This is a genomic window from Phycisphaerales bacterium (assembly GCA_035627955.1).
In the GTDB taxonomy this organism is placed as follows: domain Bacteria; phylum Planctomycetota; class Phycisphaerae; order Phycisphaerales; family UBA1924; genus JAEYTB01.
In genome coordinates this window covers 1-26,964 of sequence record DASPKU010000005.1, presented here as the reverse complement: position 1 = coordinate 26,964, position 26,964 = coordinate 1, and the positions used below count along the sequence as shown (strand labels likewise).

The 26,964-nt window shown below is 68.9% G+C and carries 21 protein-coding genes; 2 read left to right on the top strand and 19 right to left on the bottom strand.

Annotation, left to right across the window (positions count from 1 at the left end; all coding sequences use genetic code 11):
• Positions 1 to 64: 64 nt before the first annotated feature.
• The 18 genes from hrpA to VD997_04260 form a co-directional block, all read right to left on the bottom strand.
• Positions 65 to 4,249 (bottom strand): ATP-dependent RNA helicase HrpA, encoded by a 4,185-nt coding sequence (gene hrpA / locus VD997_04345; GenBank protein HYE61205.1) that lies wholly within the window; start codon positions 4,247 to 4,249, stop codon positions 65 to 67.
• Between the two features lie 72 nt (positions 4,250 to 4,321).
• Complete coding sequence (locus tag VD997_04340) at positions 4,322 to 5,671, bottom strand: hypothetical protein (protein HYE61204.1); 1,350 nt, start codon at positions 5,669 to 5,671, stop codon at positions 4,322 to 4,324.
• A gap of 9 nt (positions 5,672 to 5,680) precedes the next feature.
• Positions 5,681 to 8,440, bottom strand: a complete 2,760-nt coding sequence (locus VD997_04335; protein HYE61203.1) for a secretin N-terminal domain-containing protein — start codon at positions 8,438 to 8,440, stop codon at positions 5,681 to 5,683.
• A 43-nt stretch (positions 8,441 to 8,483) separates the two neighbouring features.
• Positions 8,484 to 9,272: a hypothetical protein gene (locus VD997_04330; protein ID HYE61202.1), complete on the bottom strand. Its 789-nt coding sequence runs from the start codon at positions 9,270 to 9,272 to the stop codon at positions 8,484 to 8,486.
• Positions 9,273 to 9,274: 2 nt separating this feature from the next.
• A complete protein-coding gene (locus VD997_04325; protein HYE61201.1) occupies positions 9,275 to 9,868 on the bottom strand; it encodes a hypothetical protein in 594 nt (197 codons plus the stop codon).
• Complete coding sequence (locus tag VD997_04320) at positions 9,868 to 11,751, bottom strand: PilN domain-containing protein (GenBank protein HYE61200.1); 1,884 nt, start codon at positions 11,749 to 11,751, stop codon at positions 9,868 to 9,870. The genes VD997_04325 and VD997_04320 overlap by 1 nt, the downstream gene beginning before the upstream one ends.
• Entirely contained in the window at positions 11,748 to 13,028 is a 1,281-nt protein-coding gene (locus VD997_04315) for a helix-hairpin-helix domain-containing protein (GenBank protein ID HYE61199.1), read from the bottom strand. Before VD997_04315 ends, VD997_04320 begins: the two co-directional genes overlap by 4 nt.
• Before the next feature lie 59 nt (positions 13,029 to 13,087).
• Positions 13,088 to 13,831, bottom strand: a complete 744-nt coding sequence (locus VD997_04310) for a prepilin-type N-terminal cleavage/methylation domain-containing protein (GenBank protein ID HYE61198.1) — start codon at positions 13,829 to 13,831, stop codon at positions 13,088 to 13,090.
• A 23-nt stretch (positions 13,832 to 13,854) separates the two neighbouring features.
• A complete protein-coding gene (locus VD997_04305) occupies positions 13,855 to 14,331 on the bottom strand; it encodes a hypothetical protein (GenBank protein HYE61197.1) in 477 nt (158 codons plus the stop codon).
• Positions 14,328 to 14,906, bottom strand: coding sequence for a prepilin-type N-terminal cleavage/methylation domain-containing protein (locus tag VD997_04300; GenBank protein ID HYE61196.1), 579 nt, complete (start codon positions 14,904 to 14,906; stop codon positions 14,328 to 14,330). Before VD997_04300 ends, VD997_04305 begins: the two co-directional genes overlap by 4 nt.
• Before the next feature lie 6 nt (positions 14,907 to 14,912).
• Positions 14,913 to 15,338, bottom strand: a complete 426-nt coding sequence (gene gspG / locus VD997_04295) for a type II secretion system major pseudopilin GspG (protein HYE61195.1) — start codon at positions 15,336 to 15,338, stop codon at positions 14,913 to 14,915.
• A 90-nt stretch (positions 15,339 to 15,428) separates the two neighbouring features.
• A complete protein-coding gene (locus VD997_04290) occupies positions 15,429 to 16,691 on the bottom strand; it encodes a type II secretion system F family protein (protein HYE61194.1) in 1,263 nt (420 codons plus the stop codon).
• Entirely contained in the window at positions 16,691 to 18,310 is a 1,620-nt protein-coding gene (locus tag VD997_04285; protein HYE61193.1) for a GspE/PulE family protein, read from the bottom strand. Before VD997_04285 ends, VD997_04290 begins: the two co-directional genes overlap by 1 nt.
• A gap of 66 nt (positions 18,311 to 18,376) precedes the next feature.
• Positions 18,377 to 19,621: a hypothetical protein gene (locus VD997_04280; protein ID HYE61192.1), complete on the bottom strand. Its 1,245-nt coding sequence runs from the start codon at positions 19,619 to 19,621 to the stop codon at positions 18,377 to 18,379.
• A gap of 119 nt (positions 19,622 to 19,740) precedes the next feature.
• A complete protein-coding gene (locus tag VD997_04275; protein HYE61191.1) occupies positions 19,741 to 20,994 on the bottom strand; it encodes a hypothetical protein in 1,254 nt (417 codons plus the stop codon).
• 3 nt (positions 20,995 to 20,997) lie between these two features.
• A complete protein-coding gene (locus VD997_04270) occupies positions 20,998 to 22,242 on the bottom strand; it encodes a hypothetical protein (protein HYE61190.1) in 1,245 nt (414 codons plus the stop codon).
• 164 nt (positions 22,243 to 22,406) lie between these two features.
• Positions 22,407 to 23,741 carry a hypothetical protein gene (locus tag VD997_04265; protein ID HYE61189.1) on the bottom strand — a complete coding sequence of 445 codons (1,335 nt, stop codon included), beginning with the start codon at positions 23,739 to 23,741 and terminating at the stop codon, positions 22,407 to 22,409.
• 124 nt (positions 23,742 to 23,865) lie between these two features.
• Positions 23,866 to 25,425, bottom strand: coding sequence for a hypothetical protein (locus tag VD997_04260; GenBank protein ID HYE61188.1), 1,560 nt, complete (start codon positions 25,423 to 25,425; stop codon positions 23,866 to 23,868).
• A 134-nt stretch (positions 25,426 to 25,559) separates the two neighbouring features.
• Between VD997_04260 and VD997_04255 the strand changes: the two genes are divergently transcribed.
• Together VD997_04255 and VD997_04250 are read left to right on the top strand one after the other, a co-directional pair.
• Positions 25,560 to 25,823 carry a NifU family protein gene (locus VD997_04255; GenBank protein HYE61187.1) on the top strand — a complete coding sequence of 88 codons (264 nt, stop codon included), beginning with the start codon at positions 25,560 to 25,562 and terminating at the stop codon, positions 25,821 to 25,823.
• 454 nt (positions 25,824 to 26,277) lie between these two features.
• A complete protein-coding gene (locus tag VD997_04250) occupies positions 26,278 to 26,499 on the top strand; it encodes a carbon storage regulator (GenBank protein HYE61186.1) in 222 nt (73 codons plus the stop codon).
• 240 nt (positions 26,500 to 26,739) lie between these two features.
• Here VD997_04250 and VD997_04245 read toward each other — a convergent pair.
• A partial coding sequence (locus VD997_04245) for a hypothetical protein (protein HYE61185.1) occupies positions 26,740 to 26,964 on the bottom strand: 225 nt, incomplete at its 5' end.

Genomic DNA, 26,964 nt, shown 5'->3' with positions numbered 1-26,964 from the left:
GAAACGGTAGGAGCTCGCCCCTGCGGTGAACGGCATCCACCGCCGCATCGGGTGGCCGCCGGCGTCACGCGCCCTTGACGATCGCCTGCCACAGCTCCTGCAGGCGCTTCACCGAAACGGGGACGGCGGTGCGGAGCTCCTGCGCGAAGAGCGACACGCGCAGCTCCTCCACCATCCAGCGGTACTCGATAATCTTGCTCTCGCTCAGGCCCAGCTCCTTGCGGCGCTTCTCGAGCTCAAAGTACCCCTTCCACAGGGGGACGATCTCCGCCATATTCCGGGCATCGCGCTGCAGGCCGGGGCCGGTCATCTTCTGCACGCGCAGCTGGATCGCCTGGAGGTACCGCGGGTAGTGCCGCAGCCACTCGTAGGGGGTGCTCACGAGGAAGCTGGGGGGCGTGAGGGCGCCGAGCTGATCGCGCACATCATCAAGGTTGGCCTGGAACGCGGGGGCCTTGCTCGCGTGGTCCACCGCGTACTTCGCGGCCTGGTACGCCGTCATCACCGTGCCCATGAGGGCAGTCACCTCCTCACGTGCGGCCCCCAGGCGATCGATGCCAACGCCCACGCGGAAGGCGAACTCCTTCTCCGTGCGCACGGGCAGCTGGTCGCCGATGAAGGCGCGGTCGGCGATGAGCTCCTTCAGCAGCTCCTTGAACTGCTGCGGCGTTCCCAGGGTGGCGTACTGGAGGGACATCTTCTCCACGCCCGGGATGTACATCGTGTGCCGCTTGAGCTCTTCGCTCGCCTCGAACATGAACAGGCGGCGCGTGCCGGCGCGGCTTGCAAGCTGGGCGGCGTCAAAGGTGTCAAAGAGCTTGAGGGCCACCGCCTTGCCCTGGTCGACGATCCCTGGGAACGCCGCGAACGCAACGCCGAAGCGGTCGATTTCGACCCGCTCGGGCAGGTCGCCGAAGCTCCACTCCCTGATACCCTCGCGCGTGTACGTCTTTTCGCTTGCGAGCAGGCCCGTCTTGAGCTCGGTCCGCAGCTGGGCCTTGATCTCCGACAGGTCACGCCCCGCGGCCACCACCTTGCCGTCCGACCCGATCACCTCGAAACGCATGCGCAGGTAGGGCGGCAGCGGCACCGCCGCGAGCACCTCGCGCGGGACCTCGACGGTGGTCGCCCTCAGGATGCACTCGCGCAGACGGTCGATGAGCGAGCCCTCGCCGAAGGTGAGGTCCGTCATGCACCGCTGCGCGAGGGCCGCGGCCGGCGGCAGCACGCGCCGGAACTCCTTGGGCAGGCCGCGGATGATGGTGTCGATCTTCTCCTGCAGGTGCCCGGGCACCAGCCACACGAAGCGCTCGGGGCCGAGCTGGCCGAGGGCCTCCATCGGGATGCGCACGGTGACGCCGTCGGCCTCGTGCCCCGGCTCCAGGCGGTACACGACCGGCAGCACGACGGGCCCGGCGTCGATCTCGTCGGGGAACTGGTCGCGCGTGGGCAGCGACGCGTCTGGCGCGATCAGGTCCTCGAGGTTCATGAACAGCAGGCGCGGGTTCTTCTTGGTCTCCTCGAAACGCCAGCGCTCAAACGCGCCGGCGGTCAGGATGTCCCTGGGGATGTGCGAGTCATAGAACCGGAAGCGCTGCTCGACATCCGCCAGCAGCGTGCTGCGGCGGCTCCTGATCTCCAGCTCCCTGACCTGCTCCACCAGCCCCTGGTTGTGCGAGTAGAAGGGGGCCCGCGTGTCGAGGTCACCCTCGACGAGCGCGTGGTGCACGAAGATCTCGCGGCTGGCGACCGGGTCGATGGGCCCATAGTGCACGCGCCGGCGCGCGACGAGCTCCAGCCCGTTGATGGTTACCCGCTCATACGCCAGCACCCGCCCCGCCTGGCGCGACCAGTGCGGCTCGGAGTACGTGCGCTTCACCAGGTGCGCTCCGAGCTCCTCCACCCACTCCGGCAGGATGCCCGCGACGGTGCGCGCGTACAGCTTGGTCGTGCGCACCAGCTCCGCGCTCATCACCCACTTTGGCCCCTGCTTGAACAGCGCCGAGCCCGGGAAGATGTTGAACTTCACGCCGCGGCCCGCCGCGTACTCGCCGGTCTCGGTCTTGAATCCGATGTTGCCCAGCAGGCCAGTGAGAAGCGCCCGGTGCAGGCGGTTGTACCGCGTCTGCTGCGTCTGGTCGAGCTGCGCGACGGCGCTCGACGCGGGTGCACTCGACCGTGCCTGCTGCTCAGGGCCGCCGTTATGCCGCTCGCGCCCGCGCGCCGGCGGCGCCGCAGACCCGCGCGACTCCACGGCCATCGCCGGCTGCCGCTGGTGACGCGGGCCGCCACGTTCCCCGCGCTCGCCGCGCCCGCCCCGCCCGTCACGCCCCCCACCGCCGCGCTCGCCGCGTCGCCCAGCACCGCCCTCACTTCGCCCACCCGTGCGCTGCCCGTCCTGGTCCTGCATCCCCTGGATCAGCTCGCTCAGCTGCCGGTGGATGTCCTCCCACTCGCGCAGCCGCACGAACGATAGAAAACTCTCCTTGCACCACTTCCGCAGCTTGCTGCCCGAGAGGTGCCGCTTGCGGTCGTGGTACGCCGCCCACAGCTTGAGGTACCCGCCGAAGTCCGACGAGGGGTCCTTGAACTCCGCGTGCACCTCGTCGGCGCGGTCCGCCTTCTCCATCGGCCGCTCACGCGGGTCCTGCACGGAGAGGGCCGAGGCGATCACCAGCACGTCCTCGAGGCAGCCCTCGCGCTTAGCTGCGAGGATCATGCGGCCGATCCGCGGGTCGATGGGCAGGCGCGCGAGGTCCCGCCCCAGCGGCGTCAGCTCGTGCTTCTCGTTCACCGCGCCCAGCTCGTGCAGCGTCTCGTACCCGTCGCGGATCGCCCGTGGGTCCGGAGGATCGATGAACGGGAACCGCTCGACGTCCCCCAGCCGCAGCGCGGCCATCTGCAGGATCACGCTCGCCAGGTTCGCCCGCACGATCTCGGGGTCGGTGTACTGCCCGCGCGTCGTGTAGTCCTCCTCCGCGTACAGCCGAACGCACACGCCCGGCCCGATGCGCCCGCACCGGCCCATCCGCTGGTCGGCGCTCGCCCGCGAGATCGGCTCGATCTCCAGCCGCTGCACCTTCGTCCGCGGCGAGTAGCGGTTGATCCGCGCGAAGCCCACGTCCACCACGTAGCGGATGCCCGGCACCGTCAGCGACGTCTCCGCGACGTTGGTCGACAGCACCACCCGCCGCCCCGTGTGCGGCTGGAAGACCTTCATCTGCTCCTCGGCCGAGAGCTTGGCGTACAGCGGCAGAATGGCCGTGGAAGGCGACCCCGGCACGTGGTGCTTGCTCAGCAGCTCCGCCGTCTCACGGATCTCCCGCTCGCCGCTCAGGAACACCAGGATGTCGCCATCCCCATAGCTCGCGGCCTCGTCCACGGCGTGCAGGATCGCCCGCTGCATGTCCTCGTCGAGCTCGTCGAGCTTCTCTTCCGCGACGGGAGGGCGGTACAGCACCTCGACCGGGTACGTGCGGCCCGAGACCATGATGATCGGCGCCGGCCCCCGCGGCCCCGCGAAGTGGTCCGCAAACCGCTGCGGGTCGATGGTCGCCGACGTCACGATCACCTTGAGGTCCGGGCGGCGCGGCAGCAGCGTCCGCAGATACCCCAGCAGGAAGTCGATGTTCAGGCTGCGCTCGTGCGCCTCGTCGATGATGATCGTGTCGTACTGCTCGAGGTTGCGGTCGCCCTGCGTCTCCGCCAGCAGGATGCCGTCCGTCATCAGCTTGATAAACGTGCCGGGGCTCGTCTTGTCCCCGAACCGAACCTTGTAGCCGACGAGGTCGCCCAAGCGCGTCTCCAGCTCTTCGGCGATGCGCTGCCCCACGCTGCGGGCCGCGATGCGCCGCGGCTGCGTGTGGCCGATCATCCCGGTCACACCCCGCCCCAGCTCCAGGCAGATCTTGGGGATCTGCGTTGTCTTGCCCGAGCCGGTCTCGCCACAAATCACCACCACCTGGTGCTCGGCGATGGCCCGCTTGATCTCCTCCCGCCTCTGCGAGACGGGCAGGTCCTCGGGGTAGTGGATCACCGGCACGCGGGCTCGCCGCTGCGCCAGGCGCGCCTCCGCCTGCTCCAGGTCAGTCGTGAAAGCCGCCACCTGGGGCGGCAGCTCGCCGCCTGATTGACCATTAGCCGCCGCGAGGACCCGGCCCAGCCCGTGCAGACGCCCCGTCAGCCGCCGCCGGTCGGCGGGCATGCAGGCGTCGACGCGGGCGCCGAGTTCACGTAGCAGAGGGTGCACGAGAAAGAAGATTAGTCGCCGCGGTGCCGGTGGATTCGAGCCGGCGGACCGCCCGCCCGAGAACTGCACCGGTCACTGCGGCGCGGCCGGCTCAGGCGCGGTCGGCGGCCCGATCACCAGTTTGACCACCTCCAACTCGTCGGCCTTCCCCTTCACGGGCCCAAAGAGCATCATCGACTCGGGCGTGCCCGCGAGCCGCCGTCCGACGTAGGGAGAGGGCAGCACGCGGATGGTCGGCGTCTCGCCCTGCGCGGGTTTGTCGAGCGTCGGCTGGAACACCAGGCCTTCCGGCGTCGTGCAGTAGAACCCGGGCCGGGCCGCGTCCTGTGATGGGATCGCCGACATCGAGCCGCCCGCGAGCGGCTCGAACTGCCCCGTCTCCAGCCGAAAAGCCGCAACGCGACCCATCCGCGGGTGAAAGAGCGCGAGCGCCGACTCGCCCCCGCTGAAACCGCCGCGGCTGGCGATCGGCGGCGTCACGCCCGCGGTGATCTGGTACGCCTGCAAGCGGTCGGCCTTGGGCTGGAGCACCTTCGTGGACACCGTTGAGGTCAGTCGCGCGGGGCCGTCGAGGGCGCCGCCGCGGTCAAGGCGGATCGCCTCGAGTTCGATCCCGCTCTTCTCTGTCAATCGCAGCGCGTACACCAGGCTCACGTCGCTGGTGCACATCGGGAACTCGTACGACCCGCCGTCGCCCGACCGCACGGACGGCTGCCCGCCCCGCGAGAGCACCACCAGCTCGTTGAAGTCGCCCTCGATCGGCCGGCGCACGTACACCAGGTCCCCCCGCGGCGTCAGCACCGCGCTGGAGTTCACCATGTTCCCCTGCACCAGCCATTCGAGCCCGCCCGTCCACTCCACACGCCCGATCCAGCGCGAGCCGTCCGCCTGCGGCGCCTCGACGAGGAACCCTTCGTGGTCGCTCGCCCGCCCGAGCACAAGCCCAGTCGCCAGCGGCTGCGCCGGGCTCACGCACGTCAGCTCGCGCTCGCCGACCTGGTAGACGCTGATCACGGTCCGCATCGGCGGAGCCGCGCCGGGCTCGGCGAGGATCACCTCCCACGTCGGCGCCTCGCCCTCCTGCACCGCGATGAACCGCCCGTCGGGCGACACCAGCGGCAGCGACTGGCCATCGTTGCGCACCACGCCGTAGGGCACCACGCCCACCTCGATGCGCGACAGCGTGGTTCGGCTGGTGAGCGCTGGGCTGGCGATCGGCCCAGCCGGCAGCGTAACAGGAGCGCTGGGCTGTGGCCGCTGCGGACCCGCGGGTGCGCGCGAGGGCTGATTCGTCGGAGGCGCGCTGGGACTGACCCGCACGCCCCGCGAAGGACCCGCAGACTCGGTGACACAACCGGCGAGCAGCAGACCCGCCGCAACGCTCGTGACGGTGCTGCAGAGGATGGCGCGTACTGCTCGCATCGGCGGCTCTCAGAGCTCCTTGGCCCGCTCGGGTACGGTCTGCTGGTCGAGGCCCGGGCGCGGGTTGGGGTTGGGTGTATCGGCGCCGGGGGTCGGTCCCGTGGTGCCGCTGTCGCCCGCTGGGCGCGGGCCGTCGTGCAGCTCGGGAAGGGTGGTCTTGCCCTTGAGAGGCTCCTCCTTGCGGAGCTGGTTCTTGATCTGCTCCAGCCGCTCGCGGTAGGGAGCGTTGAGGGCCTCGCTCTCGGTGCCGTCGGTGTTGACGACCACGATGGGCGTGATGAACACCAGCAGCTCGGTGTTCTTGATGGTCTTTTCCTTGCTGCGGAAGATCGCGCCCAGCAGCGGGATGTCCCCCAGCAGGGGCACCTTCCGCACGATGTCGCTGGATTCGGCCCGCAGAATGCCCGAGATCACGATCGTCTGCTTGTTCTTGACGATCAGCTGCGTCGTCGTCTCGCGACGATCGACCACGAAGCCGCCGAACAGCGTCTGCCCCGGCACGATCGACGACAGCTCCAGGTTCACCTTGAGGTCAACGTCGCCCTGCACCGTGATGCGGGGCCTCGCCCGCAGCTGGATGCCCACCGCTCGGTAGTCAAACGACTGCACCAGGTTGCCCTGCGCGTTCGTCTGCGAGTCGGTCACGAAGGGGATGTCCTGGCCGTCGAAGAACTCCGCCTCCTGGTTGTCGCTGGTGAAGATCTTGGGCTCGCTCAGGATGCTGACGTCGGTCTTCTGCGCCAAGGCCTGCAGCACAAGGTTGAGGTTCGCCTCGGTGTTCAGCACCGAGGTGTCGAACAGCGAGTTGATGAAGTCGTTCTTCGTCCCCGTGGCGTTGTTGCCGATGCTGAAGCTGTTGTCCGGGTTGGTCGGCGTGATCTGCTGGCTGGACCACCGCAGCCCCAAGGCCGTGGCGTCGTCACGCGAGATCTCCGCGACGATCGCCGCGATCAGCACCTGCCGCCCGGGCTTGTCCAGCTGCGCCACCAGGTCGATGATCGACTGCTTGTACTCCGGCGGCGACACGATCATCAAGGCGTTCTGCCGCCAGATGGGCACGATGCGCAGCTGCCCGATCAGGTTCGAAGACGCCCGCCGGTCCGTCGGCGTCCGCGAGCGCTGCCACCAGAAGGAGATCACCTGGCTGCCGGTGGTCTGCTGCTCCTGCGAGAAGCCCTCCTGGTTCGAAGTGGTGGTTGTGGTCGACGTCGCAAAGGGACTGCTGTTGGCCGAGCTCTCGGTCAGCCCGCTCGCCGCCCTGCGGATCGACGCCAGCGTGCCGTCCTGCGCCAGCAGCGCGTTGAGCTGCTCGGCCAGGTCCTCCGCCGACGCGTGCTTGAGCTCGATCACCGACGGCAGCCCCGCGTTCTGCGGCTGATCGATCTGCTCGATGAGATCATCCAGCACCTTGATGTTGTCCGGCGTCTTGGCCACCACCATCAGCCGCCCGGCGTCGGGCATCGGCGTGAACGAGAACTGATTGGCCAGCCGCCCCGCGCCCGTGCCGGTCGCGGGCGAGACGTTGCCGCCCTGATTGAACCCGAACGGTCCCCCGCCCTGGTTCTGCTGCTGCTGCTGCCCGCCCGTGCGCGACTGCGTGCCGCGACCGAAGATCCCCTCCAGCTGCGCCGCCACCTTCACCGGATCGCTGTACTTGAGGTCGTAGATCTTGGGCGTGAGCACGTCGAGGGGCATCTCCTTGTCCCAGTGCTCGTTGATCTGCTCGGCGATCTGCGCCAGGATCGCCGGGTCCGCCGCCACGGTCACCGAGTTCTGCTGCGTGTTCGCGGTGACGCGAACCTCGCTCGCCGCCGCCGTGGGCGCCTGCTCGGGACCGCCGCGCCCCTGGAACTGGAAGTTGGGCCCCCCGCGGTTGCCGCCCTGGTTCTGGTTCTGGCCGCCCCTGTTCCTCGTGCTGCCCGCGCCGAACAGCTCCTCGATGTTCTCCTTGATCGTCGCCGCCTCCTGGAAGCGCAGGCGGAACGTCTCGGTCTGCAATGCCGCGGCCGGGGGCCGGTCCAGCCCATTGATCTTGGACTCGATCCGCTGCAGCAGCGCGATGTTGCCCATGATTGCGATCTGGTTGGACTCCTCGTCCACCGTCATCTTGGCGAAGTCCGGCAGGCCCGCCTTCAGCGTGTCGCCCATCGACTTGGCCGTCGAGGAGCGCAGCCGGTAGATCTTCTCGGCGAAGTTGCCCAGGTCCTTGCGGGCGAGCGTCGACTCGTCGGGGCCGATCACCGGGACGTCCTGACGCGTGATCTCCGCGATGTCCCGCAGCGAGATCACGCTCGAACTCTCCACCACCGCCACGCCGATCTGCTGCAGCGCCTGGAACACCAGGTCGAGCGCGTCCTCACGCGGGATGGGGCGGTCGTTGAGGATCGTGACCTTGCGGTTGAGCACGTCCTGCTGCGGCATGACCACCTTGCCCGTGGACTCCACGATGAACGGCACGATCTGGTCGACCGTGACGTTGCGGAACCCCAGGGCCGTGGGCTCACCGGCGATCGCCCGCCGCCCGGCGGGGCCGGTGGGCATGGAGAGCTTCGGCGCGGCGTCCGCGCTCTCGCGCACCGCTGGTCGCGCGGCCGTGTGCGCGTCGGCCTTGGCGACCTCGACCGGCCGCTGCTCGCCCGGCGTGTCCTTGCCCTGCTGCGGTTCCGTTGCACTGGTCGTGGGCTGCCACGCCAGCGCGGTGCCGGCGAGCACCGACAGAACCGCCGCCGACGCGATGAACATCCTGTTGGTCTCGGCGCGAGTCTTCATGCTGCTCCTGTTCTCTCTCGCTGTCCTCGCTGACTTCCTGCAATCACTTGGGCTGGCCGTCGCTGGGCTGCGCGTCCTTGGCGGGCTCGTCCTTCTTTGCTTCTGTCGCCTTATCGGCGCTCGCTGGCGCGGCCTCGTTCGCCGCGATCTTCTCGCCGCCGGGCTTGGGTGGGTCGGCGGGCTTCTCCGGCGTGGGCTCGGCGGGCTTGTCGCCCGGCGTGCCCGCGGTCTTGGTTTCCGGAGCCTTCTCCGCGGGCGCGGCCTCCGGCGGCTTCGGCGGTTCGGGCGTGGCCGCCGCGGTTTCCGACCCCCGCTCCTTCTTGATCACCACCGTGTCCCGCCCGAACAGCGGCACCGTGAACTCCACTTTCTTCCACCGAAGCTTCGCGTCCCAAGGCGAGTTCACCGACACCACCACGGTGTCGTCCTTCTCCTCGTCCCCCACCTTCATCTTGCGGCCGTCCTCGAACCACACCGTGTCCAGCACCATCGCGATGATGCGGGACCCGCCGTACTCCGTCGTCGGCGGCGGGGGCGGGGGCGGACCCTTGTCTTCTTCGATGACCTTGGGCTCTTCCTTGACTACGCGCACCGGCTGGTAGAACAGCGTGCGACCGTTGATCTGCGCCAGGTACTTCTCTGTCTTGTCGTCGCCCTTTGCCGCTACCTGCGCGTTGGGGTCCACATCCGGCGCCGTCGTCAGCGCCCCGCGCGTGAAGGTCACGAGCGACGCCCCCACCACCACGGCCGCTGCGCAGCCCGCGATGGTCGCGAGCGCCCCCACCGGCCCGAGGGTCGCGTACACAGCCCTGATTCCCTGGAAGCCGCTCATCGTCACCCCTTCTTCACGCTGATCCACGCCTCGGCCGTGAGGGTGGCGTGCACCGTCCGCTCCGACTGCTTGCCCTCAATCGTCCTGATCTGCACCCGCGAGACGGTGGCCACCACGGGGCTGCGCTCCAGCCCCGCGACCACCGCCGCGACTTCCTCGGGCGTCGCCTCAAAGTCGATGTCGCGCACGATGCGGAGCACGCGGTAATCGCTGCCCACCTTCGCGGTGAGCACGCCCTGGCCAAGGGACACGCTCTTGGTGCTGCTCTTGGCGCCGGTCACCTTGTTCTCGCGGAGGATGCGGTCCACGTCGCTGTTGAACTTGAGCGTGCGCCCGGCCTCGTCGCCCAGGTACTCGACGTCACCGTAGTTGCGGATGCCGGCCTGCAGCGTCTGCATCGCCTTTTTCTGCGTGCCACCCTCTTCGGTGAACGACCGCACCAGCGTCTCGTGCTGATCAGCCTTCATGGATGCCTGGTTGATCTGCACCAGCATGGGCTCCACCACGCCGAAGTACACGAGCACCAGCCCGAGGCCGAAGATCGCCCACTTGGCGGCGCGGGGCAGCGCCTGGAATGCGGCGGCGTACTTGCCCATTACTTGGTCCCTCCTACGGGCTGCGTGGCGGGTGTCGCCGGTGCAGCGCCGGCCGGTGCTGCGGGCGCGCCGCCCGCGGGGGCTGCTGTCGCGGCCTTCTGCATCTGCGCCTTGCACTTCTCCGCCTCGTCCTTCAGCCGCTGCTTGGTGGCCGAGTCAAGGCTCGGGTTCTTCTGCGCGTAGGACTGACGCGACGACCACTCCTTCATGGCCGTGTTGCGGTCCATCTTGGCGATGTCCGCATCCGTCAGCGGCGGCGGTACCGCCGTTGGCGTCGTGCTCGCCGGACGCCGGGACTCACCCTCGGTCCGCGCCGGGGCATCTCCGCTCCGCTCGCCGCGGTCGCGATCTGGACGCCGCCCGCCCCGCCGCTCCGGCTCGCTCGCCGGGGCCACCGCCGTGTTCGAAGCACCCTCGCCGTGCAGCCGCACGCCCAGCGGCTTGGCCGCGTAGTCGTTCTCCTCCGTGATCTTCACCTGGGCGTGCACGTTGTCCGTCACCTTGGCGGTCATGTCGAACTCGTACCCCGAGCCCTTGGCCGCCTGCCGCCCGATGCTCACGTTGCCGAACACCCGCGTGCCCGCGAGCTTCTCCTGGAACCTCGTGATCTCCTCCTCGCTTGACGCCGTGCCCTTGATCGTCACGCCCTGCCCCACGTTCAGGCTCAGCTGCGAGATCACCACCCCCTGCGGCGCCGCCGTCGAGATGTCCGCCAGCAGCTTGGTCATCGGCCAGCGGCTCTTCTGGAGCTGCTCGTACATCGCCGCCTTCTTCTCCGCGCCCTCGCGACCGACCTTCAACTCCTTGAGCGACTCGGCCCGGGGAGCCAGGATGGCCGCGCGGGCGTGGGCCAGGCCCCAGGGCACCAGCAGCATCAGCACCAGCGACGCCGCAATGACGGCCCACGCGTTCCGCGGGCGTGCGATCCACGCTGTTGCCGACTCGATGGGCGACAGCTGCTGACGCGGCGTGTCCGCGTGCAGCCCCGCCAGCGACCGCACCGCCGCATGCTCCGACCCCGCGATCAGCACGGCGCCCAACGCGAGGCCAAAGTCGTCCAGCCAGCCCGAGTCCTCTCGCACGCCCGACACCCGCACCTTCACGTTCGAGACCGACGCGCTCTCCAACAGCAGACGCCTGGTCGTGCTCGCCCGCGAGCCGGTGTTGAAGATGCCCACCGATGCAGCGGTGACGCCGGCGATCTGCGCCGTCTCTTCCACCGCCCGCGCCACCCGCGCCCCCCACTCCTCGCCGTCCGCCGGCTCCTCCACCGTCACGCGTGCCACCGTCCGCTCCGGACCCGGCACCAGAAGGCAGATCAGCCCCTCAGAAGCCTCGCAGTACACGGCCGCGCGTCCCGAGTCCCCCCGCAGCATCGCCAGGCATGCCACCGGCGACACCCACACCTCCGGGGTCTCGCCGATCGGCTCGGGCGTCCGCGCCGAAGGCACCCAGCCCGTCAGCAGGCCGGTCCGGAGGTCCGCGTTCCCGCCCGGCAGCACGCCGCCGGCGCGCCGGTAGGCCGGCAGCGTCGACGGCAGCTCGGCCTCTGCCAGCAGCGACACCGCGCCCGCGAGCGACGCGTCATCCCCGCCCGGCACCTGTACGCACCGGGCGATCGACTCGCGCCCCGGCGCGACCCGCACCACCTGCGCCACCAGGTGCTCCTCGAACAGCGGCGTCAGCACCGCGCTGTCCAAGCTTTGGAGCGTCCGCGCCTCCACCACCTCCCACCGCTCGCGGTGGCGCGCGATGAGCAGCCGGTGCCGCCCCTCCTGCGTGTGCAGCACCGCGAGCGCGCCGGGCCTGCCGTTGCGGCCGTTGCGACCGTTGCTGCGGCCATTGCTCCGGCCATCGGTCCGGGATGTCAGCCCTGCCTTCATCGCACACGCACCTCTTTGATGACCACGGGGACCGCCGAACGGTCCAGCGTCACCGTCATTTCAACTTCGAGCCCGGTCTTCGTATCCCGCCCACGGCTGGTCACAACGTACACGTTCGACCGCACCGTCAACAAGTTGTAGAGCGTCGCCAGCGTCCGCCGGTTCATCCCCGGCACTTCCAGCAGGTCGATGATCGACGTGTACCCGTCCGCCCGCCCCGACCGGTCCGAGATGATCGCGTCCGCCATCTCGTCGCCGATCTCGGGGATGAACCGCATCACCTCCGCCGGGCAGGTGTTGATGTTCAGCTTCCCGGGGATCGGCCCCGCCGCCTGCTCCGCGGGGATGTCGCACTCATCCAGCAGCAGCCCCAGCTGCTCGTCGGTCAGTGCTTCCACCTGCGGCGGCGGCTGCCCCGGCTGCTGCCCCAGGCTGCGCAGGCTACGCCCGATGAAGTCCGCCATCGTGGCGTTCTCGTTGTTCGCGGCGTAGTTGGCGATCACGCTCGCCTGCGCGCCGGTCACCGTCGTGCGCTGGGCGATGTCCGACTCGCTCGCGGTCTTGAGGTTCAGACGCGGCTCGCCTGACGCGCCCAGCCCGCCATCCACGCTCGCCGCCGTCAGGATCCCCGACCACCCCATGTCGAGGATGCCGTCCGCGTTGTCCGGCGGCCAGCTCGCCTCGCCGTCGTTCTCGTTGGGGTCCAGCAGCCCGTTGCCGTTCCAATCTTCGCCCCGCAGGTCGCGCTGGTCGACCCCCGCCACGAGCTCGAGCTCCATGATCGACTGCATGGGGCCGTTGCGGGCGAGGTAGCTGTAGGGCAGGCTCATGTAGTAAGGGCTCTCGGCGCCCATCGGGTTGGGCTCCTCGTCGGTGTCGATCCAATCGAGGATGGAGTCCGCGATGTCCTCCGTCATCAGCGGCTCGATGGTGAGCAGCTGGTCCCGGGTCATGCGGTTGATGTTGAGCTTCGCGTGCGCGTCCAGGGGCCCGGGGACCTCCTTGTTGCCCTCGGTCGTCGCGATGCGGTACGTGGCGTCGATCAGCACGCCGTCGGCGATCTCGACCATGTCGTCCATCAGCTTGAAGGCGTCCCCCGGCTCGGGGTTCTCGGTGGCGTACTCCAGGCGCGCCAGCGTGGCCTCCACCCCCGCCCGCGCCGCCCACGTTGCCCGCACCCGTGCCATGCTCTCCCGTCCCGCCGCGGCCTGCGAGAACGCCGACGACTGAATCATGCTGATGATCACTGCCGCCACGATGATGATGCCGAACACCATCACGGTCGCGAACCCGCGCCGGGCCCGTCGCTGTCCACCGAAGCGTGCACGATGCCGGCTCAACGCCCACCCCCGCTGCTGCCGCTTGAACCGCCCGTGGATGCCCCCGACTCGCCCTCGCTCGACTCCTCCCCCTCACCCTCAACCACCGGCGGCAGCGGCACGCGGTCCAGGGCCACGATCCGCACGCCCGTCGCGCTGGCCCGCCCATCATCCGCCAGCGCCGTCACCGTGATCTTCACCGCGTGCGGCAGCCCATCAGCGTCCGAGTCCCACTGCTCGATCCACTCGCCGCTCTGGTCCGTCGCCAGGAAGCTCAGGGCCGTCACACCGCCCGCGATCGGCGTGGCGATGCCGCCGCCGTCGATGTAATCATCCATCCCGATGTCCATCCGCCGCCACAGCGCCTCGCGCCCGTCGATCCCCGGCTCGACGCGGTACTGGACCTCGTATTCCTGCCCCTCCGCCTCGCCATCGGCCCCGCGCAGGGGCCGCATGCTCGTCATCAGCACCAGCAGCTCGTCGCGCTCGCTCCCCGGGCCGCCGCCGTTCATGATCCGCACGCACTGCTGCAGCGGGTCGCTCCGCCGCAGCGCGGTGGTCAGGTCCAGCGCGATCCGCGCCGCCGCTGTGTCCGCCCGCTGGAACGCCTGCTGGTGCGCCCGCGAGTGGTTCCGCGCCCTGTACATCTGCGAGATCGCCGCGGCCGTGCCCGTCGCCACGAGCACCCCCACGAGCGAGGCGACCACCAGCTCCACGATCGTGAAGCCGCGTCTTCGCCTGATTGGCCCGCCCTTCCGCAACGCACGCTCCCTGCAAACCGAACCTAGTACCCGCGCACCGCCGGCTGCTCCGGACGCCGGTCCGGGTCCGGATCATCGCCCAGCCGCGGCGACATCATCGTCTCAACCGTCTCCGACCGCACCGCGCCGCCGTCCATCCACGACACCGTCGCGACCACGCGGTACGCGTTCCCACCCTCGCCCTCCTCGAAGTCCAACCGGTACGTGTAGTTTGTGTACGGCTCCTCGCACGGCCCCTCGAGCGTGTACCGCGACCCGTAGTCATCCGGCCCCCGCGCCAGCACCAGATTCAACTGCGTGTCCAGCAGCATCGCAGCGATCTGCAGCTGCTCCCCCTGCCGCTGCGTGCTCAGCGCCCGCCCCGTCAGGCTGATCAGGGTCGCCAGCGACACTCCCAGCATGATGGTGGCGACGAGCACGTCCACCAGCACCACGCCATGCCTTCTCCGAAGCCCCTCCCTGAGGGAGGGGTTGGGGTGGGTTGTGCAGGGCTTCTTCACCACGCGGCGCTCCCCACGCCCGCGGCGTCCAGATCAATCGACAGGTCCGCCAGCACACCGTGCTCGCCCGGACTCACCACCGCCTGGTCCGTGGTCGCGGGCAGCTCGACCCGCCACCGCTCGCGGTCGTTCGCGTCGCTCAGGATGATCGCCAGGTTCGGCCGCCGCACGCCGGGAACAAACTCAAACCGCCACGCCGCAGGGTCCATCGCGCCACCATCGGCCTCCACCGCGACGATGATCGTGTCGCCGAGCATGACCGAAGGCGCGAGCCGGTCCTCCTGCCACGAAGCGCTCGCGCTGTCGCCCGCATCGGCCACCAGCACGCTGAAACTCACCGCGTTCAGGTCGGCGTTGTACCCCACCATCGCCTGCTGGCTGGTGAGCGACGTCCGGCGCGACGCCGCCGACAGCAGGTCCGCCACCTGCTCCGCGGACGCCCGCACCCGCCGCCCCGCCATGCCGGTGATCCGGGGAATGGTCGCCGCCGCCAGCACGCTGATAATCACAATGACAACGATCACCTCAACGAGGCTAAACCCAGTGCTGCGGGATGTGCGTCGGCTTCCCTGCAATCCTGCTCACCGCTTCCCTGAGATGATGTCCTCGTTCTCGCCCTCGCCATCGGGCTGGCCGTCCTTGCCGTAACTCACGATGTCAAAGTCCACGTTGAACTGCCCGGGAACCACCAGGTTGAAGTAGTTCCCCCAAGGGTCCTTGAGGTCGTTCTCGTTCTGCACATACGGACCCTTCCAGGCGCCCTCGTCCACGTTCGACGGCCGCTCGAGGAGAATGCGGATCGACGATCCGGGCTCCGGCATCCCGCAATCAAGCGAGTAGGTCTGCATCGCCTGGAACAGCGTCGCGGCGTTGCTCTGCGCCATCGACTTCTTGCTCTCTGTCACCTTCGAGAACAGCCGCGGTGTGACCACCGCCGCGATGACGCCGATGATGACGACGATCACGATCACCTCGATGATCGTGAATGCACGCCGCGTGTTCCTCAAGCTCCTGAAGCTCCGATTCATGATCCCTGCCTTTCGATAGCTCAACCACTCACCGCGTTCGGCCGACTTCGCCAAGCAAACAACTCGTCCTCACGCGACCGAGACCGCGTTCTGGAACTCCAGCAGCGCCAGCATGATCGCCAGCACGACAAAACCCACCACCCCCGCCAGCATCACCACCAGCACCGGCGGCAGCACCGTCGTGAACAGCTTGATGCTCATCTCCGTGCGGTCCTCGAACGCCGTCGCCGCCTGGCTCAGCAGTTCGTCCAGCTTGCCCGACCGCTCGCCCAGGTTCACGATCTGCACCAGCATGGGCGGGAAGTAGCTGCTCCGTTCCATCACCTCGGCGATCGTCTTGCCGGCCGCGACCTTCTCGATCACCGCCTCGATCACCTGCTCCATCGCCTTGTTGCCGAGCGTCCCCTTGGTCACGCGCAGGGCCATGATCACCGGGATGCCCGACGCCGTGAGCGTCCCCAGCGTGCGCGTGAACCGCGCCACCGCGACATCCCGCAGCAGCCGCCCCAGCACCGGCACGCTCAGCAGCTTGGTATCAACATTCAGCCGCCCCTCGGGCGTGCGGTAGTACCGCAGGAAAGACCACACCACCAGCGCCAGCGCCGGGATGATCGCCCACCAGTACCCCGCGAAGAAGTCTGCTGTGTTCTGCACCACCTTCGTCGGCCACGGCAGCGCCGACGCGTTGCCCGCGAACTGCTTGAGCAGCTTGGGCACGATCACCGTCACCACCACGATGATCGCCCCCACCACCAGCACGCAGAGGATCATCGGGTACAGCGTCGCGCTCAAGAGGCTCCGCCGCAGCTTCACGTCCTTGTCCAATAGGTCCGCCGCCTGCTTGAGCACCTCGGCCATCCGCCCCGAGATGTCCCCCGCCCGCGTCATGTTGATCGTCAGCTCGCCGAACGGCGCCCCCCACGACGCCATCGCGTCCGCCAGGCTCTTGCCGTGCTCCACCTGCCCGATGATGTAGTCGAGCATCGCCTTCTGCTTGGGCGAGCGCCCCTGCTTCGCGATCGTCTTGAGCGACTGCACCAGCGGCAGCCCCGCCTGCAACGCCGTCGCCAGTTCGCGGATGAAGTTCGCCATCTCTGACAGCGACATCACTCCGGCGCCCTGCCCCGGCCCGATCACCGCGCCCCCGCCCGCGTCGGCCCTCGCCAGCGCCTTCGCCTGCCCGTTGGTGACCACCTCTACCGACGTGGGCGTCACGCCCCGCCGCATCAGCTCCCGCACGGCCGCGGCGCGGTCCACCGCCTCGATGGTCGCCCCCGCGCGTCCGTTGGCTGATCCATTCTGTGAAAGAGTGCGGTACGCGAACGTGGGCATCACTCACCCGCCCCGCCGACGCTCTCGTCGGCATCCTGCGTGGCGCGGAGCACCTCTTCCACCGTCGTCATGCCCGAACCGGCCTTGAGCATGCCGTCGCGCCGCATGGTGACGAACCCCGGCGGCAGCGTCTGGCCCATTTCCACGGCCCCCACGCGCTTGGCGATCGCCTGCCGCATCCGCGTATTCGTGAGGATGACCTCGTAGAACCCCAGCCGCCCGCGCATCCCCATGCCGTTGCACTTCTCGCAGCCCACGCCCCGCCAGCACTGCCCACCCTCGAAGAACTTCATCTCCACGTCCGCGAGGCGGTGCTTCACTTCCTCCGGCAGCGGCATCGGAACCTTGCACGCCTGGCACACGCGCCGCCCCAGCCGCTGCGCCAGAATCCCCTCCAGCACGCTCGAGAGCAGGAACGGCTCCACGCCCATATCGAGCAGCCGCCCCGCGGCGCTCACCGCGTTGTTGGTGTGCAGCGTCGAGAACACCAGGTGCCCCGTCAACGCCGCACGCACGGCGATCTCCGCCGTCTCCCCGTCGCGGATCTCGCCCACCATGATCACGTCCGGGTCCTGCCGCAGGATGCTCCGCAGCCCGTTCGCAAAGTCCAAGCCGCGCTTAGGGTTCACCGGGATCTGGTTCACCCCCGACAGCTCGTACTCCACCGGGTCCTCGATCGTGATGATCTTGAGCGTCGGGTCGTACAGCTTGCTCAGGGCCGCGTACAGCGTCGTCGTCTTGCCGCTGCCCGTCGGCCCCGTCACCAGCACCATGCCGTGCGGCAGGTCGATCAGCTTCTGCATCGCCTGGCGGTCGGGCTCGCGCATGCCCAGCGCCATCAGGTCGAGGTTGATCGCCTCCTTGTCCAGGATGCGCATCACCACGCTCTCGCCGTACAGGGTCGGCACCGTGCTCACGCGGATGTCGATCTTCCGCCCCTCGAACCGCAGCGAGATGTGCCCGTCCTGCGGCGCATACCGCTCGGCGATGTTCATCCCCGCCATGATCTTGATGCGGCTGGTGATCGCCGGCTGCAGCTGCTTGGGCGGCGGCTCCCGCTCCACGAGAACGCCGTCGATGCGGTACTTGACCGCCAGTTTCTTCTCGAAGGGCTCCACGTGCACGTCGCTGGCCCGCTCGCGGATCGCCTCCAGGATGATCAGGTTCACCAGGTTGATCAGCGACGGCTGCTCGGCCATCCGGTGCAGGTCGTCAGCCTCAATCGCCTCGAGGTTGGTGACGAGATCATCCTCGTCCGCCTCCGCCCCGCCCAGGCGCGCCGCCATCTGCGCTGCCGTGATGCCGTGCACGTCCCGCAGCAGCTCGGTGAACGCTTCCTGCGCGATGCCCACCCGCGTCACCGGCTTGCCGGCGCAGATTGACACCTCGTCAGCCGCGATCAGGTCCGCCGGGTCGAGCATCGCCACCAGCAGCCGCCCGTTCTCGAACGCGTACGGAATCGCCCGCAGCCGCACCGCCTGATCGCCCGGCAGCAGCGCCGCCGCCGCCCCGTCCACCTCCGGCTTCTGCTGCAGGACAACAGGGCCGCCCGTGCCGGGCACGGGCGCCTTCTCCTCCGCACTGGAGGGCTTGATCGGGCTGGACTGGATCGCCGTCATTCGTCCTGAACTTTCCTGCGCCTTGGCATCCATCGGCGTTGTCGGGTCGCGTGAGGTCACACGCACTCACTGACCCGGCTCGTCCTCGTCATCGGGCTGGGGCATCATGTCGGCCCACGGGCCGCCGCGCGGCTCGGGCGGGGCCGCGGGCAGCTTGCTCCACTGCTCCTCGGTCAGCAGCGACTCCAGCTTCTCCTTGGTCTTGGCGTCCAGCTCCTTGCGGGCCTGGCGCGCCTCATTCACGTCCTTGTTGAGCTCACCCCCGCCGCCGGTCATGTTCGACATCATGGCCGCGAATGTGCCGCCCGCCTTGTCGTCGCGCTCCTCGATGGCCTTGGCCCAACGCTCGTTCGTGCTCGCCGCCTCCTTCAGGTAGCTCGCCCGCAACGCCGCAATCTCGTCCTTCTTGCCCTTGTCCAGCCCCTCGAGCTTCTCCGCGGCCTCCATCTGCTTGATGACGTGCGCCTGCCGGTACACACGCGGGAAGCCGCGCGCCTTGACCTCCGCCTCGAACCGCTCCCGCGACTTCTCGTCCAGCACCAGCCCGATCTTGCGGGTGTACTCCTTGTTGGTCTCCCGCATCGCCTTGCCCGGCTCGTACAGCGCCTTCAGCTGCTCCTGGATCTTGCCAATGTCCATCATGTTGCGGCCGTCGCCGTTCATGAACTTCTCTTCCATCTCCTTCTGCATACGCTCCAGGTCGCTCACGCTCTTGTCGATGTCCAGCTCGTAGCGCTCCAGCAGCGAATCGAGCTCCGCCTTGTCTGTCGCGGTCAGCTTGAGGCGGTCCACCACGCGGATCAGGTCAACCGCCGCGCCGCTCACCACACCCACCCGCATCATCTTGTCACGCCGGCGGTAGCGCTCGAGCTGGGGCCACTTCGCCAGCTGCGGCTCCGTCAGCGCCAGCTTCACGTCGTTCAGGAACGTCGTCTCCAGCGTCCGCGACTTCTCCGAGAACTCCTTGGCGAGCTTCGGGATCTCCTTCTGGAACAGCGTGAAGTCGCCCGTGTCCGCGACCTTCTCCTGGATCCCCTTCATCCCGTCCGTCATCTTGTTCTGCGCGGCCTCATAGTCCTTCTTGTACCCGTCGTGCAGGTTGAGGACCGTCTCTTTCTGGTCCTTGTCGAGCATCAGGATCCGCGTCATCGCGTCCACGGTCCGGCGGGAAATGGAGACGTCCATTGCCCGCGCGTCCATCCCCATCCCGCCCCACTGTGCCTGTGCAGGCGACGACGTGAACGCGACCGCCCCCGCCACCACAACCACGGCGACGACCCGAACGAGTTTGGAAACCATGCGGCCAATCATCGAGTTGCTCCTGCGGACCTGAGGCGGAACGCCTGTCCGGGAGTATAAACGAATCCCCACCAGCCCCGTTACACGGTGCGAGCAGGTGACCCGCCATCCCCCCAGCCGTGCACCGCCGGTCATTCGAGGTCGCCCTCCCCAGCACCACCGTCCCCCTTCTTGGGAGCCGCGTCCGCCAGTTCCTTCTCCCCCACAGACACCGCCGCGCGCTGTTCATCCGACAGAACCGCCAGCACACGGTCCACCACCGCCTTGTCCAGGTTCCGGCGCGCCCTTGCGGCCTCCGACCTCGGCTGGGGCCCCTTGTCCAGGTGCAGCAGGATCGGGTCGCCCGCCTCGCTGGGGTAGAGCCAATCCCCCACCTCAAGGCCGTCGGCCTCCTGCACCTCTTTGACCCACGCCTCGTTGAGTGGGCGTGCCTCCCGTTCATACGACGCTTTGGCCGCGACGAGCTGCTCCCGCTGCGCTGCCGAGAGGTCCTTGAGCTTCAGGGCCGCTTCAAGGTGCCGCTCCGCCGGTGACGCCCGGTATACCGGCGGGTACGAAGACAGCAGGAAGGCCCGCCGGAACTCCGCCCGCCTCTCCTCGGGCAACGCCGCGCGGATCTTCCGCTCGTGCCGCTCGTTGAGATCGCGGATGACGCCTCCGGCCTCCCGCGCCTCCGCCAGCCGCTTTTTCACATCCTCGAGCGAGACGTTGCCGCCGTTGAACCCCGGCGTCTCCGCCGCGATCCGCTGGCGGGCCTTCAGATGGCCGTCAACCTCGACCTCGTAATCATCCAGCAGCGGCCGCACGCCGCGGGCCTGCTCCGGCGTCAGCCTGAGGCGGTGCACAAGCTCGAACAGGTCCACGCTCTCGCCGTTCACCGAACCGTGCCGCAGTTCGACCTCGCGCCGGCGCGCCCGCTCCACCCGCGCCCAGCTCGACTCCTGGCTAGCCCCGGTGCACAGCGACCGCAGGTCGGCGAAGAACGCCCTCTCCAGCCGCTTGATCTCCGCATCGTGTTCCTGGTTGACGCGCGAGAGCCCCGCCCGGTCCCCGGCCTCCCGGTTCCCGGCGCGGAACGCCTTGATAGCTTCCTCGTTGGCCCTCTGCTTGACGCCGTCCGCCGCCCGACGCCCCACGAGGTACCCCTCGTAGAGAGCCATTGCCGCGTCCCTCTGCTCGGGCGTGAACTCCAGCAGCTCGGTGTACCGCTCAACGCCGCGCCTGGTAATCGGCCCCGCCTGCCCCGTCCCCGGCCCATGCCGGATCGAGGTCACGACGATGCCGGCATCCTGCGCAAGAGCGGCGCCGGGAGCCCCCAGCGCTCCCAGCGCGCCCGCAGTCATCACCACCGCGGCGAACCAAGCTCTCCTATCCGCTGCGGCCATGGCTCACCTCGTCGCGCGGATCATCACCGAGTCCGTGACCATCTCCATGCCTTCCTCAACCTCGCCCGGCTGCGGCTTGATCGCCGCCTGCTGAGACTCGTTCAGCGTCTCCTTCATCGCCTTGCGCGCCTTGTCGTCCAGTTCCCGGCGCGCCTTCCTCGCCTCCTTGATCGCCTCGGGCTCCTCGCCCATGCGGATCATCATCGGTCCCCCGCCCGGCGCGGTCAGCATCCCGGCGCCCTCGCCCTTTTCCTTGTCCGACGCCTCGATCGCCGCGGCCCACGCGTCGTTCACCGGGCGAGTGTCCCGCTCGTAGCTCTTCTTGAGCGCCGTCAGCTTCTCCCGCTGCTCGTTCGAAAGGTCCTTGAGCGCCAGCGCCTTGTCCAGGTCGCGCACGATCGGCGATCGGCGGTACACCTGCGGGAAGCTCGCCTGCCGCACCGCCTGCCTGAACGCCGCCTGCTTTTCCTCCGGCAGCGCCGCCTCGATCCGCTTGGCGAACCGGTCGTTCACGCCCTTGATCTTCTGCCCCGCCTCCCGCATCTTGTCCATCTGCGCCCGCAGCGCCTCGATATCCGGCGGCTCGCCCGGCTTGAACTCCGGCGCGCCGCTGCGCTGCGACTGCCGCTCCTTCACGGCCGCATCGACCTCAATCTCGTACTCGTCCAGCGCCCCGCTGATGGGCGCGAGCACCGACGGCTCCAGCTTCATGTTGTGCACGATCTCAATGAGGTCCAGCGCCTCGCCCGCCACGCTGCCGCGCCGGAGCTCAACCTCGCGCCGCCGCATCCGCTCGACCTTGGGCCACTTGTCCTCCTGCCCTGCCCCGCTGCACAGGCTCTTGAGGTCCTCCATCAGCGTCCTCTCGAGCTTCTGCTCCTTCTCGCGGTACTCCTTGGTGATCGCCGGCATCTTCTCCGCGAACACCGAGAAGTCCCCGCTGTCCTGCGCCGAGCGGTTGAGGTCCTCCGTCGCCGAGCTGCGCGCCTTCTGCACTTCCTTCATCGACGCCTGGTACCCCTCGTGGATGGTCAGCGCCGACTCCTTCTGCTCAGGGCTGAAGCTCAGCAGCTCCGCGTAACGCTCGACACTCCGCTTGCTCACCAGGCCGTTCCCACCGAAGGGCCCGTCGCTCACATTAAGCACCACCCGCGCGGGCTGCTGCGCAAGCGCCTCCACCCCCGCCAGCGTCCCCGCCGCGAGAAGGACTCCCAGAACCATCCGACCGGTGAGCGTTGTCCGCGCCATCGTGCATTCTCCTGTGTCGCGGGCGCGCAGAACCGCGCGCCCGCCCCCACCGAAGATGCCGCCGCCCGGACTTTCCGTCGCACGCGCTTCCAGTCCCACGCGCACCGGCTCCGCTTCCCAGCCACGGCCAGCACCGCTGCCTGCGACCCACACCTCGGGGCCGGTCAGTTCTCCTCGTTCACGTTCTCGCGCCGCCGCTGCCCGCCCCCGCCGCGCTCCTCACGCCGGGGCAGCTTCTCCGCCTGCTCCGCCGTCAGCACCTTCCGCAGCGACTCCATCGTCGTGCGGTCAAGGTCCCGCTTCTCCCGCCGCAGCTTGCCCGCCGGCGAATCTTCATCCCGCCCGAACCCGCCGCGCCCCATCTGCCCGACATTGAAGTTCATCTCCGCCTCTTCCACGGCCGCCGCGAGCTTCTCGTTCAGCGGGTTCAGCGCCTTCACGTGCGAGGCTTGCAGCGCCTGCACCTGCTCCCGCTGCTCGGGCGTCAGGTCCTTCAGCTTGAGCGCCACCTCGATCGCCTCGTCGCTCTGCGTCTGGAGGTAGACGTCCGGGAAGCTCGCCCGCTTGAACGCAGTCTGGAACCGCTCCTTCTCCCCCTCGGGCAGCGCCCCCTCGATCTGCTTGGCATACTTGCGGTTCACGTCCCGCACCTTCACGTCCAGCTCCCGCCCCTCCTCCACCAGCTTCTGGATGGCCTCAAAGTCCCCCTCCCGCCGCAGCTCGTTCATCTTCGAGAACTGCTTCTCCTGCCACTGGTTCCGCTTGATCAGCTCGCGGTCCAGCTCCACCTCATACTCCGACAGGATCGGCGCCGCGCTCTTCTGCGCCTCGGCCGACAGGCTGTTGTCGTTCACCAGCGCGAACAGGTCCACCCGCTCACCGCTGATGAACCCGCGCCGCATCGAGGCCTCCCGCCGCTGCATCCGCTCCACCGCCGGCCACTTCTCCGCCTGCTCGGGCGTCAGCACCGCCTTCACGTCGTTGGCGAAGCTCTCATCCTGCTTGCGGCGGGTCTCCCGCACCTCCCGCATGCTCTTCTGCATCTTCTCCATGAGGCCCTCGCGGTCCTCTGAGTCGCGCATCTCCTCGCCCAGCTTCCGCATCTCCTCCCGCGCCTTCTCGCCCACCTCGCGGGCCTGCTCGCTGTACCCCTCGTGCAGCATCTTCACCGTCTGCTGCTGGTCCTTGGTCAGCCCCAGGATCGTCGTGTACTTCTCGAGCTGCCGGCTCGTCACCGCCGACCCCATCATCCCTTCCATGAACCCGCCGCCCATGCGGCCAAAGCCCCCACGCCCGCCGCCCTCGCGACCACCGCCCTGCCCCCCGTCCCGACCCCCATCCTGGTTCCGCCGCTGCTCCTGATTCCCCGGCTGACGCTCCCGCCGCTCCCCCTCCGGCCGCCGCTGACCCTGCGCCAGCGCCTTCGCCCCCAGGCCGCCAGTCACCACCGCCGCCGCCACCAGGACCGCCGCCTTCGACTTCAAGCTCTTGAGGTTCATCGACTTAGACTCCACGGGAGGGTCTGATCCGCCACATTTTTATGCAACGCCACAATCGTCCCCGAGCGGGGACGCTGCCCGTTCAACGTACGCTCCCCATTGCTATTGCCCAGCCCCACCCGGATTACCGCGGCCCAATCCCCCGCCGCATCCCCGAATCCACCTCCACCGCCGGCGGCTCCACCTCCCCCAGGTCCACCACCACCCCATCCGGCTGGTAGTAGTCCACGTTCATCCGCCCACCCTTACCAACGCTCGTGAACACCACGCACGACCGCCCGAACCGCGCCGCATAAATCAGGTCCCCCGGGCTCGGCCCCGCGTACTGCTCGTTCCGCTCCTTCTGCACATGCATGTGGTAGTGCAGCAGCGCCGCGTCACTCGCGTTCAGCATGTCATCCGACGCCACGAACCGCTCGTCCCCCTGCCGCTGCCCCGGCCGCGGCGGGAACAGCATCGCCACCCACTCCTCCCGCGGGATCGTCCCCAGCCCCACGTTCTTCCGCAGGATCGCCCCGCCATACTCCGTCGTCTGGTCGTTGCGATCAAGCTCCGCCTGCGCCGTGATCGCCTTCAACACCCCCGGCTCGTGCACCACCTCATCCGCGATCAGCAGCGCCAGCACATCCGCCCACTCCATCGTCGGCGCCCAATGGTCCAGCCGCTCGCGCACGCGGTACCGCGCCTGCTCGACATTCCGCTCCCAGATCCGCCGCTTCTCCAGCCGCGCCCGCAGGACGCCCAGCAGTTCCTCCTTCGAGGCCCCCAGCCATTCCTTGTGCGCCACGCTCGCCCACCGCACCGGCTCCGCATGCCGCATCGAGAGCTGCACCTCCGGCGGCAGCGTCGCGATCGCCGCCGCCGCCTGCGACCACCACTCCGCATTCCCCGTCTTCTTCGCGTCCAGCAGGCGCGACAGCCACCGCAGCTCATCGCCCGTCAGCGGCATCGCCCGCAGGTCGCGCACGCACCGCCGGATCTGCTCGACGATCTCCGCCTCGCCCGGCGGCACCGCCCCCACCATCCGCCGCCGCTGTGTGCCGTCCCTGTCCAGCCGCGCCAGCAGGTCCCACGCGTCCGACCGCAGCCGCGCCTCCCAGTCCGCACCCAGCGTGTCCTGCACCGCTGGCGGCTTCAGGAACACGCCGAACACGACCTCCTCGATCGCCCGCCCCTCCGACAGCGCGATGATCGCATCGCGCTCGGGCCGGTCCGCATCCCGGATTCCCCCCGTCCAACCCAAACTCTCCACGCTCCGCGAATAGCTGCGGATCAGCGCCGGGATCGCGTCCGTCCACCGCCGCGCCTTCGCCACCTCGCTGAGGTAAATCACCACCGCCAGCGACCGCTCCCGCGGCAGCAGCAGCTTCACCATCTCCTTCGCGTCCGCTCTCACCGCCTCGCTGGGGTCATCCAGCAGCGCCCCGATCGCCGCCATCCGCACCGTCGTCGGCTCGCTGGCCGTCCACGCCACATCCTTCAGCACCCGCTGCGTCGTCGCCGTGCGCCCGGGATCGGCCGCCACCCGTTCGCGGGCCGCGTCGATCGCCTGCACCCGCGCCTTGCCCGCGAGCGCCCGATTCGACACATCCACCAGCGGCTCCTCGCTGGGCGAGTACGTCGAGCACCCCACCACCGCCAACGCCACCACCCCGCCCGCCGCCAACGTCATCCATGACTTCATAGCTGCGAGTGTACCGGCACGCGCCGTGCCGAGGTGAGGAGGTGAACAGGTGAGGAGGTGGCCCACGGCGTCACCATCACCTCTCCACCTCCCCACCTCCCCACATCCCCATCCCCGCCCCTACCATCCCCCCGATGCCCACCCCCGCCGAAGCCCCCGCGACTCAGCCCTCGCTCCACGAGCGGGTCAGCCGCGTGCTCAACCTCATCCGCCCCGCCGTGCAGTCCGACGGCGGCGATCTCGAGCTGGTGGACATCACCCCCGAAGGCCTGGTCCGCATCCGCCTCCACGGCGCCTGCGTCGGCTGCCCGTCCAGCTCCATGACCCTCAAGGTCGGCATCGAGCGCAACCTCAAAGCCCACATCCCCGAAGTCCGCGGCGTCCAAAGCGTCGGCTGATAGAAGCCCCTCCCCAAGGGAGGGGTTGGGGTGGGTTCCCTTCACTCATCGCACAACGCCCCCGCTCTCCGCTTCCGCTTTCAGCCTTCCGCCTTCCGCCTTCCGCCTTCCGCCTTCCGCTTTCCGCTTTTCGGTCTCCGCTTTCCGGTCTCCGGTTTGCCCCCTTCCGACACCCCCTCCCCCACTCCTCCACTCCTCTTCTCCTCCACTCCCCCACTTCCCAAGCCCCTGCCCCGGGTGAAGTTAAGAGCCGCCCCCGGAATCCGACAAACGCGTTCAAAGATTCCCTTTCCCCGCCCCATTCCGCGTGGTATAAACCGGGCAGGTGAGTGGTTCAAAGCGGGGGGTGGCCCCGCCTGAGCAGTCGAAATGTTCGAGTGGCCTTGTGGGGTGGCGCGTCTGGTGGACGGTTGTTGACGCCCGAAGAGTGGACGCCCAGGATGGGAGCGCAGCCATGTTGGTGATCACGCGTCGTGAGGGTGAGGAAGTCGTCATCGGTGACCCCAAGAACCCGATCGGCATCGTCCGCATCGCCTCGGTAAAGGGCGAGCGCGTCCGCATCGCCTTCGACTTCCCCCGCGACGTCCAGATCAACCGGCGCGAAATCGCCGAGCAGATCGCCGCCGCCGCCCCCGAAATCGCCGGCACCATCAAGCCCGCCGTCGCGAGCGTCTGACCACAATCAACTTGCCAAGCGTGCCATGGCGACGCCTTCGTCGCTATGTGCCTTTCATGCTCCCTGTGCCACTGGCGGAGCTCTGGCCGCCGATGCCGCGGTTGCCCCCGTGAAAGCCGCGCTCTGCCATTTGCGGAGCGCGTGAACCACACCCCGGCGTCAACTACAAAGCGTGCCATGGCGACGTCTTCGTCGCTATGTGCCTTCGCTGTCCATCACCCCATCAACCCGCGCGTCACCCTACTTCCCCCCACACTCCGGACACGCCGCCCCCCGCGCCAACCCCCGCCTGTCATACCCGCACTTCAGGCACAGGTACCCACGCCGCGCCCCCAGCCGGTACGACACGATGCACATCTTCCACAACACCAGCCCCACGCCGCACGGCCAGATCGCATAGTTCCAATCTCGACGCCTCTGCGGCGCGAGCATCATCCCCATCGAGAAGGGCGCACCCGCCCTTTC

Excerpts from the sequence above, each read along its gene's own strand:
- VD997_04250 (HYE61186.1), top strand. The coding sequence starts at position 26,278 with ATGTTGGTGATCACGCGTCGTGAGGGTGAGGAAGTCGTCATCGGTGAC.
- VD997_04275 (HYE61191.1), bottom strand. The coding sequence starts at position 20,994 with ATGGCCGCAGCGGATAGGAGAGCTTGGTTCGCCGCGGTGGTGATGACT.
- VD997_04280 (HYE61192.1), bottom strand. The coding sequence starts at position 19,621 with ATGATTGGCCGCATGGTTTCCAAACTCGTTCGGGTCGTCGCCGTGGTT.
- VD997_04290 (HYE61194.1), bottom strand. The coding sequence starts at position 16,691 with ATGCCCACGTTCGCGTACCGCACTCTTTCACAGAATGGATCAGCCAAC.
- VD997_04260 (HYE61188.1), bottom strand. The coding sequence starts at position 25,425 with ATGAAGTCATGGATGACGTTGGCGGCGGGCGGGGTGGTGGCGTTGGCG.
- VD997_04320 (HYE61200.1), bottom strand. The coding sequence starts at position 11,751 with ATGAAGGCAGGGCTGACATCCCGGACCGATGGCCGGAGCAATGGCCGC.
- VD997_04315 (HYE61199.1), bottom strand. The coding sequence starts at position 13,028 with ATGGTGTTCGGCATCATCATCGTGGCGGCAGTGATCATCAGCATGATT.
- VD997_04340 (HYE61204.1), bottom strand. The coding sequence starts at position 5,671 with ATGCGAGCAGTACGCGCCATCCTCTGCAGCACCGTCACGAGCGTTGCG.
- VD997_04330 (HYE61202.1), bottom strand. The coding sequence starts at position 9,272 with ATGAGCGGCTTCCAGGGAATCAGGGCTGTGTACGCGACCCTCGGGCCG.
- VD997_04285 (HYE61193.1), bottom strand. The coding sequence starts at position 18,310 with ATGACGGCGATCCAGTCCAGCCCGATCAAGCCCTCCAGTGCGGAGGAG.
- VD997_04325 (HYE61201.1), bottom strand. The coding sequence starts at position 9,868 with ATGGGCAAGTACGCCGCCGCATTCCAGGCGCTGCCCCGCGCCGCCAAG.
- VD997_04335 (HYE61203.1), bottom strand. The coding sequence starts at position 8,440 with ATGAAGACTCGCGCCGAGACCAACAGGATGTTCATCGCGTCGGCGGCG.
- VD997_04270 (HYE61190.1), bottom strand. The coding sequence starts at position 22,242 with ATGGCGCGGACAACGCTCACCGGTCGGATGGTTCTGGGAGTCCTTCTC.
- VD997_04255 (HYE61187.1), top strand. The coding sequence starts at position 25,560 with ATGCCCACCCCCGCCGAAGCCCCCGCGACTCAGCCCTCGCTCCACGAG.
- VD997_04265 (HYE61189.1), bottom strand. The coding sequence starts at position 23,741 with ATGAACCTCAAGAGCTTGAAGTCGAAGGCGGCGGTCCTGGTGGCGGCG.